Below are 12767 nucleotides of genomic sequence, written 5' to 3' on the forward strand. Positions count from 1 at the left end.
CAAGCCAGGACGCGACAATTGGCCTATTCGGGCATCCCGTGGAACGCTTGATATGGCGCCACTTACGCAGCGAGGCTGCAGACGCCACCGCGCCTCATCGCATGCCGACCGAGGCTGCGGCGGCTATCCGTCCCACCCCTGGTCAGGGGCAAGGCAGGAGGTGGCTTGGGTTGTTGAACAACGAATTGCGATCACAGCGGCGGCAGCGTCTCATGGCCGGCTATTTCGCGTGGATGGCCTTGCTCACATCCTTCTATTACGTCTTTCCCGCCCATCGGGTGGTCTGGTGGGGCGTGATGGGGCTCAGCGGAATCCTCGCCATCTTTGTGGGAATCTTCCTCAATCGGCCGTCCCATTACGTTTCCTGGTTGCTACTGGCCGCTGCGAATCTCAGCTTCCTCACGGGTGAGGTGATAAATGTCGTCTACACCCAGTATCTGCACCAGCAGAATCCCTTCCCGTCCATTGCCGACGGCTTCTACTTGGCGCAGTACCCGCTCTACGCGGCGGGAGTGCTGATCTTCATCCGATGGCGGACGGCAAGCCGCGACCGCGGCAGTCTCATCGACGGTCTCATTCTGACGGTCGGTCTGGCGCTGCTTTCGTGGATATATCTGATCGTCCCGTATGTGCGCAGTCCTGAACTGACGTGGGTGCAGAAGGCATTCGCCATCGCCTATCCGCTCGGAGACCTCCTCGTGCTGGCCATGCTGGCGCGACTGCTCGCACCCCGCACGGGGAAAAGCCGCTCCCTGCAACTGCTCACCATTGGCACCGTCGGGATCCTCACCTCCGACGTCCTCTTCGGACTGATCCAGCTCAACGGCACCTGGCGCATAGGCACCGCCGTCGACCTGGGCTGGGCGCTCCTCTACACCTGCTGGGGAGCCGCTGCGCTCCATCCGTCCATGGTCACGCTTACCCAGCCGGTCCCGGTGCAGCCTCCGACGCTTGCGCGCGCTCGCCTTGGTGTGCTCGCCCTCGTGTCGCTGATCGCCCCATTGATGCTGCTGCTCGACGCGTGGCGGGGCGACAGCGGCAACTTCGGGGTCATCGGCGCGTTCTCCGCCCTGCTCTTCTTCCTTGTGCTCTCCCGTCTGGCGGGCGTGGTGACGATCCATCGCCGGGCTGTCGCCAGGGAACGGGTCCTGCGGGCCGGCATCGAGTCGCTCGCTGCGGCCCGCACGGTCGAAGAGGTGGCGGCCGCCGTCGAGTCCACAGTCGCGACTCTGCTGGCCAGTCCGCGGCGCAATGCCGCACTCGCCGTCCGTGACGACGAGGGCAACCTGCGGGTCGTCCGTGAGAACAGTGACGCGGTCCTGCCTGAACGAGGCCGGATATCCGACGACATACTCACCCTGCCCGCCGTCCGTGAACAGCGCCCCGTGCCCCTCCCCGAGCTGAGTCCGAGTCTCGCCGCCGGCCTCTCGGACAAGCACAGTGCCCTGCTGTGCCCCCTCGCCCTCGACCGCCCCTCAGGCGATCCACCGATCGGAGTGCTGGCGGTAGCGGGTGTCGAGAGCGAACTGCTCGACGTACGGACCACGCTGACGACCCTCGCTGAGCAGTCGGCGCTGGCCGTCGAGCGTTTCAGCCTCAGCCAGGAGATCAACCGCCAGGACAGCGAGGCGTACTTCCGGACGCTGGTGCAGAACACCTCGGACGTCATCCTGATCCTGGATGCCGGCGAACGGGTTCGCTACGCCAGCTCATCGGCGGTTCCGGTGCTCGGCTACCCCACCTTGGAGGGACGCCGGCTGACGGACCTCGTGCCGCCCGAAGACAGCCAGACAGTGGTCCGGATGCTGGCCGACATGCGGGCCCACGGCTGGAAGGACCGGCGTGAACACTGGCGGGTGTTGCGCAGCGACCAGACCCGCATCGAGGTCGAGGTGAGGTGCAGCGACCTGCGGGAGGAGCCCACCGTCCGCGGACTCGTCCTCACCCTGCGGGACGTCACCGAGCGCCGCCAACTCGAGCGCGAACTCACTCACCGCGCCTTCTACGACTCCCTGACCGGTCTGGCGAACCGGGTGCTCTTCGAGGACCGGACCGGCCACGCCTTGACGCGCGGTCGGCGCGAAGGCTCCGTAGTCGGGGTGCTGTTCGTCGATGTGGACGACTTCAAGGTCATCAACGACACGCTTGGTCATGGCGTGGGGGACGAACTTCTCGTCGCCGTTTCCCTGCGGCTGTCCACCACCATCCGCGCGTCCGATACCGCGGCGCGCATCGGCGGTGACGAGTTCGCCATGCTCACGGGGGACTCGATGACCCCGGGCGACGTCGAGACGTTCGCCGACCACGTCATCGAGGCGTTCAGAGAACCGTTCAAGCTGACCTCCGGCATGGTCAACGTGTCCGTCAGCGTGGGCATCGCGACAACTGAGGACAGCGACGACGCGGCCGAACTGTTCGCGCACTCCGACCTGGCGCTGTACTCGGCCAAGACCGCCGGTAAAGGCCAGTGGCGCAGATACAAGCCGGAACTGCAGACCAACCTCATCGAGCGGCACAAACTGCAGGAAAGCCTCGATGCCACCAATGTCGAAACGTCGTTCGCTGTGCGCTACCAGCCGATCGTCGAACTGGACACCAGCAATCTCGTGGGCTTCGAGGCGCTGGTGCGCTGGCCGCACTCGACGCGGGGAGTGGTGCTCCCCGAACAGTTCATCGCCCTCGCCGAGGAGAGCGGTCAGATCGTCCCGCTCGGCGCCTGGGTGCTGGGGCAGGCGACCTCCGACGCCGCCGGGTGGCGCAGGGAAGGCGCCCGCCGCGCCCACGAGGACGACATGCCGCCCGCGCCGCTCTATGTCAGCGTAAACGTCTCCGCCCGCCAGTTCCGCGACGCCGGGTTCGTCGACATGGCCCGGCGGGCGCTGGAGAGTTCGGGTATCGGACCCGAGACACTCGTCCTCGAACTGACCGAGAGCGTGCTGATGAGCCGCGGTGACAACGTACTGGAATGCATGAAAGAACTCACCGACCTGGGCATCCGGATCGCCATCGACGACTTCGGAACCGGCTACTCGTCCCTAAGCTACCTGCGCGAATTCCCCATCAAGATCCTCAAGATCGACAAGTCCTTCATCGACGGCCTCGGGGTGTCCAACCAGCAGTACGCCCTCATCGAAGGCATCGTGAACATCGCCGAAACCCTGGGCATCGCGGTGATCGCCGAAGGAATCGAGAACACGATGCAGCGCGACCTCCTGGCATCCATGGGCTGCCCGCTCGGGCAGGGCTACCTCTTCGCGCAGCCCATGAATTCCACCGACGCCGAAAGCCTCGTCCACTCTTCGCAGCGGTTGGGCCTGTTGCCGTCGGAGACCGAGTGACGACTGGGCGGTGATCAGCAGCACCTCGATGGCCGGCGCCTTGCGGGTCCTTCCGTGCGACTGGCCGTTACTGCGGAAGGAGTACTTCGCGTCCGGCCGCTTGAGCAGCCGATCGGCGGTCATCCCCCGTCCCCGCCGATCAGCGAGGCCATCGCCTGCGGCGAGGCAGCCGAGGCGGCAGGCCGCCGGCCTCTTCCTCCGGTCCGCGCGATGACCCGAACGCAACGGCCCAGTTCCTCCCGACAGGCGGGCCGCCGGTGGTCTCCTTAGAGTGCCAACCATGGGTGTCACCGTGGAGGAAGCCACTCCCGCCCGTGGCGGCTTGCTGAGCAGGGTGCCAGGGGCATTCGCGATGTTCTTCGCCGCACTCGGAGTGTTCTGCGTCGTCCTCGCGCTCATTCCGCCACTGCGCCGGCTACTGCGTCCCGTCGCGATGTTCCTGGACCGCGTCGCCGTACCCGTCAGCGCCAACCTCGCCTACGCCGTCTTCCTGCTGCTGCTCGCCGCCGCCATCGGCGCCCGTAAGAAGGCCGCCTGGTGGCTGGTCGTCGGCTATCTGGCTCTGCTCTTCATCGCCGACGTACTGGTGCTGATCTTCGACGAGGACTGGACCTGGATCCCGAATCTCGTGGTGTGCACGATCGCCCTCGTGGTGCTCGTCCTGGCACGCGGGGAGTTCTACGCCAGGACCCGTCGCGGGGCACTGCGCCGCGCGCTCCTCGTCCTGGTTCTCGGGCTCGCCGCCGGCATCCTGGTCGGCTGGGGCCTCGTCGAGCTGTTCCCCGGCGGACTGCCGCAGCGCCAGCGGCTGCCCTGGGCCGCCAACCGGGTGCTCGGCGGACTCGTCTCGGCCGACCAGTTCGACGGCCGCCCGGGGCGCGTGCTCTTCTTCCTCCTGGGTCTCTTCGGCGCGCTCGCCCTGCTCAGCGCGGCCAGCACACTCTTCCGCTCGCAGCGCATGGAAGCCGCACTCCAGGGCGACGAGGAGCCCCGTATCCGCGCACTGCTCGGCGCGTACGGTTCCCAGGACTCCCTCGGCTACTTCGCCACCCGCCGCGACAAGGCCGTCGTCTTCTCGCCCAGCGGCAAGGGCGCCGTCACCTACCGCGTCGAGGCGGGCGTCTGCCTGGCCAGCGGCGACCCGGTCGGCGCACGCGAGGCATGGACCCCCGCCATCGAGGCCTGGCTCGACGTCGCCAAGCGCTACGCATGGGCCCCCGCCGTCATGGGCGCATCCGAGGAGGGCGCCACAGTGTTCGCGCGCTCCGGGCTCGGCGCCATCCAGCTCGGAGACGAGGCGATCCTCCAGGTTGCCCGCTTCGACCTGGACGGCCGCGACATGCGGGTTACCCGGCAGGCCGTGAACCGGGTGAGGCGGACCGGGGCACGCACCCTGATCCGCCGGCACTCCGCACTCCCCGACGAGGAGATGAAGCGCATCGTCGACAAGGCCGACGCCTGGCGGGACACCGAGACCGAACGCGGCTTCTCCATGGCGCTCGACCGCCTGGGCGATCCGGCCGACGGCGACTGCCTGCTCGTCGAGGCCTTCGACGGGCACGGCAATCTGATCGCGCTGCTCTCGTTCGTCCCCTGGGGCAGGGACGGCATCTCGCTCGACCTGATGCGCCGTGACCGCACCGCCCCCAACGGTGTCATGGAGTTCATGGTCGCCGAGCTCTGCGCCCAGGCCCCCAAACTCGGCGTACGACGGATCTCCCTCAACTTCGCCGTCTTCCGCTCGGCCTTCGAGGAGGGCGCCCGCATCGGCGCCGGCCCGGTCCTGAGGATGTGGCGCAAGCTGCTCCTCTTCTTCTCCAAGTGGTGGCAGCTGGAAGCCCTTTACCGGTCCAACGTCAAATACCAGCCCGAGTGGTATCCGCGCTTCCTCTGCTTCGGCGACGCGGGCTCGCTCGCCCGGGTCGGCCTCGCATCCGGGATCGCCGAGGGCTTCGTTTCCGTACCGAGCATGCGCAAGCTCTGGGGGAAGGGGAGAAGCCGCCACGGCGTCGTCAGCCCCGTCACCACCGAGGGGCTGCCGTCCATCGACGCCCTCGGCCTGGCCGGTCCCGAACCGGGCACGGCGGCGGAGGAGCGGCTTCCCGAGCAGGTACGGATCCGTCACCGCAAGCTGGAGCGGCTGCGCGCCGACGGTATCGACCCGTACCCGGTGGGCATCGCCCAGCGCACCGACACCCTCGCCGAGATCCGTGCCGCACATCCCGCGCCCGAACCCGGCACCCGCACCGGCCGGCAAGCCACCGTCGCAGGGCGCGTGATGGTCGTACGCGACCTCGGCGGCGTGGTCTTCGCCGTACTGCGCGACTGGTCCGGCGACCTTCAGATCGCCTTCACCCGCGACGGCGCAGGCCGACAGGTGCTCAAGGGCTTCACCTCCGACGTCGACCTCGGCGACCACATCACCGCCACGGGGGAGATCGGCACCAGCGACAAGGGCGAGCTCTCGGTCTTCGTGACCGACTGGCAGTTGACCGGCAAGTGCCTGCGCCCGCTGCCCGACAAGCGGCGCGGGCTCGCCGACCCCGAGGCCAGGGTCCGCCGCCGGTATCTGGATCTGGTCGCCAGCCCCGGCGCCCGCGATGTCGTACGCCACCGCTCCACTGCCGTCCAGGCGCTGCGCCAGGGGCTGCTGGAGCGTGGCTATCTCGAGGTCGAGACGCCGATGCTGCAGCAGATCCACGGCGGCGCCAACGCCCGTCCCTTCACCACCCACATCAACGCCTACGATCTCGACCTCTATCTGCGCATCGCGCCCGAGCTGTATCTCAAGCGGCTGTGCGTGGGCGGTCTGGAGAAGGTCTTCGAGATGGGCCGCACCTTCCGCAACGAAGGCGTCTCCTACAAGCACAACCCCGAGTTCACGATGCTGGAGGCGTACCAGGCCTTCGCCGACTACGACGTGATGCTCGATCTGACCCGAGAGCTGATCCAGGGCGCCGCCACCGCCGCCTTCGGCTCCCCGATCGCGCACAAGGCAGGCCCGGACGGCAAGTTCGTGGAGCACGACATCTCGGGGCCCTGGCCGGTCAAGACGCTGTACGGAGCGGTGTCGGAGGCGCTCGGCGAGGAGGTCGACGCCGACACCGACGAGGCCACGCTGCGACGACTGTGCGACCGGGCCGGTGTGCCGCACGTCCCCGACGACACCCGCGGCGACGTGGTCCTCGAGATGTACGAGCGCCTCGTCGAGGAGCGGACCAAGATGCCCACCTTCTACAAGGACTTCCCGACCGACGTCTCCCCGCTCACCCGCCAGCACCGCCATGACCCGCGGCTCGCCGAACGCTGGGACCTGGTCGCCTTCGGTACGGAACTGGGCACCGCCTACTCGGAGTTGACCGACCCGGTGGAGCAGCGCCGCAGACTGACCGCGCAGTCGCTGCTGGCGGCGGGCGGCGACCCGGAGGCGATGGAGATCGACGAGGACTTCCTGGACGCGCTGGAGTACGCGATGCCGCCGACCGGCGGTCTCGGCATCGGGGTCGACCGGCTCGTCATGTTCCTCACCGGGCTGACCATCCGCGAGACCCTGCCCTTCCCGCTGGTCCGCCGTGGCTGAGGGTCGTCGCCTGCGGCCCAGGGCGTGTCTTTCGGATCTTGCCGGGCTCGCGTGCCCTGGCACGGCACCTCGCTGCGTTGTCGTCAGTCGCCTACGCTCCGCGTGGGCTCCTTCCTCCGCCTTGCGATGCACCACACCAGACCCCGCTCACTGATCCGGCCTGATCCCAAAGACACGCCCTACCACTGCTCCCATCGGGTAGTTTCGCCTGCACTACCGGTGTGGATGAGGCCCCGGGCGCGATGGCCGTGCAGCAGTTGGTCATGAAAAAGGATCAGATGCTCCGTGGGCGGCGGTCGGTGCTCCGTATCGTCGCCTGCCTCGGTGCGGCCGCCACCGCCGGGCTGCTCGTCAGCGAGCGGGCACAGACCCCCGGCAGGCCGGCGGCTCCGCGCACGGTCGGCGGTCCCCCGGCGGCCGCGGCTCCGCCGGCGAAGGCCTCGGTGTACCGGCTGCAGCCCATGACCGCGTACACCCCGCCGCGGTTCCGCCGGGCCGTTCCGCCGGTGCGCCGGCGCCCGTTCCTCAGGATGTCCGGGGCGGGCCGCACCATGGTGCTCACGTTCGACGACGGACCGGACCCCCGCTACACCCCAGGCATCCTCAGCACATTGCGCGAGTACGACGTACGGGCGATGTTCTTCGTCTGCGGCGAAATGGCCACCGACAACCGCGATCTGCTCCGCGAGATGGCCGATGCCGGCCATGTCGTCGGCAACCACACCTGGTCGCACCCGCTGATCCCCAAGCTCCCGCCGTCCAGGATCCGCGAGGAACTGGGCCGTACCAGCGAGGTGATCGAGAAGACGCTGGGCACCCCGCCGCTCTGGTACCGGGCCCCCTTCGGCGCCTGGAACAGGCACTCCTTCGAGATCGGCGCGGAGCTCGGCATGGAGCCCCTGGCCTGGACCGTCGACAGCCGCGACTGGACGGAGCCCGGCACCAGGACGATCGTCCGGCGGGTGCTGGACGGCGCGGGGCCCGGAGTCGTCGTCCTCTCGCACGACGCGGGCGGCGACCGTTCGCAGAGCGTCGCGGCGCTGCGCGACTATCTGCCCGAACTGCTCGGCGCCGGCTACCGCATCACCGTCCCGCGCCGCTGAGTCACGCGGCGGCTGCTCGGCCGCGGTTCGGTGGGAGCCCGGTGGGGCCGGGGATCAACGGATCTTGACCATACGCGCGAAGACCACGACGTTCCCGTTGTAGCCGCCCGCCTTCGAGTAGCCGCCGCCGCATGTGATCACGCGCAGCTCCGCCTGCCCCGTGTCGCCGTACACCCGGGCACCGGGGAAGTTCTCCTTGGAGAAGACCTCGACGCCGTACACCTCGAAGACCGCGGTACGGCCGTCGAAGCGTTCCACCTCGATGTGCTGACCCGTCCGAATGGAGCCGAGGCCGTAGAAGACGGCGGGCCCCGACAGATTGTCGACATGGCCGACGACGACCGAAGTGCCGCGCTGGCCCGGGGAGATGCCGTTCTGGTACCAGCCGGCGATATTGGGGTCCTGCGGGGGCGGCGCCTCGATCCAGCCGTCCTGGTCCAGACCCACGTCCATGACCGGCGTATCGACCTTGATCGAGGGGATCCTCACCCGTGCCGCGGGGGCGTACGGAAGCGTCTCCAGGGGGACGATCGGGGCGAACGTCTCGCCCGTGGCGCGGCTCAGCGAGACGGCCGCCGCCGGCTGGGGCGGGCCCAGGGCCACATCCGCCCCGTTCCTCATCAGAGCGATCCCGCTGAGCATGACGAGGGCCAGTACGCCCCAGGGCGAGCGTTTCCTCCACTCCGAGCCGCTGTGGTCCTGCCCCATGATTCTCCTCTTCTCGGCGCCTGTGGGCACGCTAAGTGAGCCGTGCCCGAGCGGCGAGGAGAGAAGGGCGAACGGGTGGTGGGACCTGCGCTGATGACCCATCCGAGTAATCGGCGGATAAAAATTCTGACGGTCTGTGACCTGCGCCTCCGTCAGATCCCTCGGCGCGTCGTCGGCGTGTCGTCTCACCGGGGTGGACCAGCGCCGAAATGCGGCGGCTGCGGGACCCGGTGAGGGTTCGTCATGGAAGACGTACTCGTCGAAATTCCCGGAGCGCCCGCTTTGGGGCGTCTTCCGCTGGAGGTTCAACGATGCGTGCTTCACGCGCTCTCGCAGTGGCTGCTGCCGCGTGCGTGGCCGTCGGGCTCTCTGCCCCGCTGGCCGCCGCGGGCGGCGACAACAACCAGAACACCGGTCCGATCAACATCAGCGTCAATCCGCAGGCGGTCCACCCGGGCGGCATCCTGACGATCACGGTCCAGGGCTGCAACCGCGGTGGCACGGTCTCGTCCAGTGTCTTCCCGACCACCAATCTCTCCGGGAACCAGGGAGGCCGCGCCACCGCCACCGCGCGGGTCAACGACAATGCCACACCGGGGCAGTACCACCTGTCCGTCAGGTGCAACGACAACCCGCAGGTGGCGACCCAGCAGTTCACCGTGCTGCCGGCGCGGGGCGCGCAGGGTGGTCTCGGTGGCTCGGTCGGCCCCAGCTCCACCGAGATGGCGCTCGGCGGTGGACTGGTCGCCGCGGCGGCCGTCGGCGGCACTCTCTTCATCGCCCGTCGCCGCCGTGTGATCAGCGGAAAGGTCTGACCGGCCGAACCTCCCGGTCGGCCCCAACCGCCCGTCGCCCCGAGTCCTGGCCAGGACTCGGGGCGACGGGCGTACAGAGGCGCTACGGGCCCAGGAGGTGGTAGGGGCGGGACGCGTCAGTGCTGATGGCTCCCGGAGCGGCGGCGTACGACATAGACGGTGGCGGTTGCCGCGGCGACGACCAATGCGGTGCCTGCGGCGAGCTCCCCGGCGTTCATTCCGCCGATGCTGCCGCCGAGACCGCCCCGGACGGCCCCGGGTGACGTGGAGACGGTGGAGCTGATGGTCGGCGTGGACCGTCCGCCGGCGATGGTGATATCGAAGTTCCCCGACGCCTGTCCAGTGCAGATGAACCGCACCGTGTACACGGCGCCCGGCCTGGCGTCCGTGTCGACCGAGGTCGAGGTGGAGGTGCCCTGGTTGATGGTGACGGCGTCGAAGACCCCGGATGTGGCCGTGGCCGGTCCGTTGCATCCGCTGGCGGACAGGGTGACCCGCCCGCCCGGGGAGACCGTCGAGGGGATGACAGTGAAGAAGGGCGTCGTCTGCTTGCTGTCGGTGGCTGCCGCGAGGGGAGCGGTCAGGGCGAGTGAGGCCACTCCCAGCAGAGCGGCGGATGCGGCACGTATCGCGCGCATGGACAATCCTCCGGGTCTCCGAGGAGCAGCTGTGGAACCGTTTCCACAAAGAGCAGGGAATGCACCTCGATGATCGAAAAGCTATGAGCGGCCGTTTTCGCCCGCGATCGCTGTCGTACGAATGGGGCATCGATGTCCCCCGGGCGGGCGACAGCCAGGGCGTGTCAGGCTGTCGGTTCCGGCGGCGGAAGAGATGGGGGCGCCGCGTCGGCGATCCGGGAACGGCAGTCGGCCCCGAAGGGAGTCCGGAGCATGGACGTGCGGTATCCGCCGATTGAGCCGTACGAGCAGGGGATGCTCGATGTGGGCGACGGCAACCGCGTGTACTGGGAGGTCTGCGGCAACCCCGGGGGCAAGCCCGCACTCGTCGTCCACGGGGGACCGGGATCGGGGTGCACCGATGGCGTACGCAGATACTTCGACCCGGACCGGTACCGCGTCGTCCTCTTCGACCAGCGCGGCTGCGGACGCAGTACGCCGCACGCCGCCGATCCAGCGGCCGACATGCGCCACAACACCACCGGCCATCTGCTCGCCGACATGGAACGGCTGCGGGAGCACCTCGGGATCGAGCGGTGGCTGCTGTTCGGTGGATCGTGGGGGTCGACGCTGCTCCTCGCTTACGCCGAGCGGCATCCGGAGCGTGTCTCCCAGATCGTCGTCAACGGAGTCACCACGACCCGGCGGTCGGAGACCGACTGGCTCTACCGGGGAGTGGGACGGTTCTTCCCCGAGCAGTGGGAGCGCTTCGGGGCAGGTGTCCCGGAGACCGACCGAGCCGGTGACCTGGTGGCCGCGTACGCGCGCCTGATGGAGGACCCGGACAGGGGCGTACGGGAGAGGGCCGCCAACGACTGGTGCGCCTGGGAGGACGCCGTACTGTCCCAGGAGCCGAACGGCGCCCCGCATCCCTACGGCGACCGCCCACCGGCCGCGCGCCTCGCTCTCGTACGGATCGCCTCCCACTACTTCGCGCACGGCGCATGGCTGGAGGAGGGCGCGCTGCTGCGGGATGCCGGCCGGCTGAAGGGAATCCCGGGTGTGCTCTTCCACGGCCGCCTGGACCTGAGCAGTCCGCTCGACACCGCCTGGGAGCTGAGCCGCGGCTGGCCCGAAGCGGAACTGGTCGTGATCGACGACGCGGGACATCAGGGCAGCGATGCGATGCGTGCGCAGCTGCTCGGCGCGCTCGATCGCTTCGGTTCCCTGAGTGACTGACGGAGCCAGTGGTGCAGTTGAGATCAAGCCATTCTGTCGTGGGGTGAATTCCCCTGGTGGAAGAGGGATTTCAACCGTTCGCGTTTGCGACTCCGAAGATTTTTTCGGACGCGTTGAACACAGCGCGCCCTCCCGTCCGTACCTAGAGCCAGGAACGGCGCACTGGCGCCGCAACAGGCTCGAAGGACTACGGGAGTGGACATGAACACCTGGCGTAACGCCTCGCTCGCGGTTACTGCGGCGGCCGTACTCGCGCTGACGACGGCGTGCGGTCAGGACAAGGGCAACGAGACCCCCAATGGTCAGGCCGTCGGCGCGGCCAACCCGGCCGCGCCCGGCAATGGCGGCTACGGATCGGACTACGGCTCCGGCACCGCGAACCAGGCGGCGGCCAAGCCCGCCGGTCAACTCGCCGTCTGGGACAGCAAGGAACTCGGCAAGGTCGTCACCGACAGCGCCGGCTTCACCCTCTACCGCTTCGACAAGGACACCGCCAGCCCGCCGAAGTCGAATTGCGAAGGCGAGTGCGCGAAGGCCTGGCCCGTTGTGTCCGCCGGCGGTGCCTCGGCCGCCCCCGGCACCGACGCCTCCCTGATCGGCGAGGTCACCCGGACCGACGGCACCAAGCAGCTCACCATCGGCGGCTGGCCGATGTACCGCTTCGCCAAGGACGCCAAGCCCGGTGACGCGAAGGGCCAGGGCGTCGGCGGCACCTGGTTCGCGGCGGCCCCCGACGGCAAGAAGGCCCAGGGTGGCGCGGGCGGCGACGACGACGGCGGCGAAGAGGCCGGCGGCCAGCCCGCCGACCTCGCCGGACTCTCCGTCCGCAAGGACCCCAAGCTTGGCGAGATCGTCGTCGACAAGAACGGTATGACGGTCTACCGGTTCAAGAAGGACTCCGCCTGGCCGATGAAGACGGCCTGCACCGGCGACTGCCTCAAGAAGTGGCCTGTTGTCGCCCCGGTCGACAAGAACGACACCGAGGGAATCCTCAAGAAGGGCTTCGTGACCTTCGACCGTCCCGACGGAATCAAGCAGCAGACGATCGACTGCTGGCCGATCTACACCTTCTCGGGCGACGCGAAGCCGGGCGACACCAACGGCCAGGGTGTGGGCGGCACTTGGTTCGCCGTCTCGCCCACGAGCAAGCTGGTCGGAGCGCCCAAGTAGTCCCCACGCTGCGCCTCCGGCCCAGCCGGCCCGTCTCACGCCCCCCGCGTGATGGCGGGCCGGTTGCTTGCCACCGGTCTGTGACGAACACAAGTGCCCAACACGTGTGACCAAGAACGGACCGCTAATTTCCGTTTGGGCTCGCTCTCTTGGCGGGCGATCAGTAGCCTCGGCTCGAACAACTGGCCATGGACATG

8 protein-coding genes are annotated in these 12767 nt (G+C 68.7%); 6 read left to right on the forward strand and 2 right to left on the reverse strand.

All coding sequences use genetic code 11. From position 1 onward, the window contains the following. Nucleotides 1-233: 233 nt before the first annotated feature. The 3 genes from SLUN_RS35005 (at nt 234) to SLUN_RS35015 (ending at nt 8021) form a co-directional block, all read left to right on the forward strand. Nucleotides 234-3338 (forward strand): EAL domain-containing protein, encoded by a 3105-nt coding sequence (locus SLUN_RS35005; protein WP_159100399.1) that lies wholly within the window; start codon nt 234-236, stop codon nt 3336-3338. A 280-nt stretch (nt 3339-3618) separates the two neighbouring features. Then, on the forward strand, nt 3619-6918 hold the full coding sequence (lysX, locus tag SLUN_RS35010) for a bifunctional lysylphosphatidylglycerol synthetase/lysine--tRNA ligase LysX (protein WP_108153931.1): 3300 nt from the start codon (nt 3619-3621) through the stop codon (nt 6916-6918). A 263-nt stretch (nt 6919-7181) separates the two neighbouring features. Further along, nucleotides 7182-8021: a polysaccharide deacetylase family protein gene (locus SLUN_RS35015; RefSeq protein ID WP_254709800.1), complete on the forward strand. Its 840-nt coding sequence runs from the start codon at nt 7182-7184 to the stop codon at nt 8019-8021. Nucleotides 8022-8075: 54 nt separating this feature from the next. On the opposite strand, the gene SLUN_RS35020 is transcribed toward SLUN_RS35015, so the two are convergent. Further along, nucleotides 8076-8729 (reverse strand): class F sortase, encoded by a 654-nt coding sequence (locus SLUN_RS35020; protein WP_108153932.1) that lies wholly within the window; start codon nt 8727-8729, stop codon nt 8076-8078. 311 nt (nt 8730-9040) lie between these two features. On the opposite strand from SLUN_RS35020, the gene SLUN_RS35025 reads away from it, so the two are divergent. Further along, entirely contained in the window at nt 9041-9544 is a 504-nt protein-coding gene (locus SLUN_RS35025) for a hypothetical protein (protein ID WP_108153933.1), read from the forward strand. Between the two features lie 116 nt (nt 9545-9660). Here SLUN_RS35025 and SLUN_RS35030 read toward each other — a convergent pair whose 3' ends face one another. After that, entirely contained in the window at nt 9661-10182 is a 522-nt protein-coding gene (locus tag SLUN_RS35030) for a hypothetical protein (RefSeq protein WP_108153934.1), read from the reverse strand. 252 nt (nt 10183-10434) lie between these two features. Between SLUN_RS35030 and pip the strand changes: the two genes are divergently transcribed. Both pip and SLUN_RS35040 read left to right on the forward strand, forming a co-directional pair. Beyond that, complete coding sequence (gene pip, locus SLUN_RS35035; RefSeq protein WP_108153935.1) at nt 10435-11400, forward strand: prolyl aminopeptidase; 966 nt, start codon at nt 10435-10437, stop codon at nt 11398-11400. Nucleotides 11401-11601: 201 nt separating this feature from the next. Then, complete coding sequence (locus SLUN_RS35040; RefSeq protein ID WP_108155108.1) at nt 11602-12570, forward strand: SCO0930 family lipoprotein; 969 nt, start codon at nt 11602-11604, stop codon at nt 12568-12570. The last annotated feature ends 197 nt before the right edge of the window (nt 12571-12767 follow it).

Origin of the sequence: Streptomyces lunaelactis (genome assembly GCF_003054555.1) — a bacterium.
GTDB classification, from domain to species: domain Bacteria; phylum Actinomycetota; class Actinomycetes; order Streptomycetales; family Streptomycetaceae; genus Streptomyces; species Streptomyces lunaelactis.

Excerpts from the sequence above, each read along its gene's own strand:
- SLUN_RS35005 (WP_159100399.1), top strand. The coding sequence starts at position 234 with ATGGCCTTGCTCACATCCTTCTATTACGTCTTTCCCGCCCATCGGGTG.
- lysX (WP_108153931.1), top strand. The coding sequence starts at position 3,619 with ATGGGTGTCACCGTGGAGGAAGCCACTCCCGCCCGTGGCGGCTTGCTG.
- SLUN_RS35015 (WP_254709800.1), top strand. The coding sequence starts at position 7,182 with ATGAAAAAGGATCAGATGCTCCGTGGGCGGCGGTCGGTGCTCCGTATC.
- SLUN_RS35020 (WP_108153932.1), bottom strand. The coding sequence starts at position 8,729 with ATGGGGCAGGACCACAGCGGCTCGGAGTGGAGGAAACGCTCGCCCTGG.
- SLUN_RS35025 (WP_108153933.1), top strand. The coding sequence starts at position 9,041 with ATGCGTGCTTCACGCGCTCTCGCAGTGGCTGCTGCCGCGTGCGTGGCC.
- SLUN_RS35030 (WP_108153934.1), bottom strand. The coding sequence starts at position 10,182 with ATGCGCGCGATACGTGCCGCATCCGCCGCTCTGCTGGGAGTGGCCTCA.
- pip (WP_108153935.1), top strand. The coding sequence starts at position 10,435 with ATGGACGTGCGGTATCCGCCGATTGAGCCGTACGAGCAGGGGATGCTC.
- SLUN_RS35040 (WP_108155108.1), top strand. The coding sequence starts at position 11,602 with ATGAACACCTGGCGTAACGCCTCGCTCGCGGTTACTGCGGCGGCCGTA.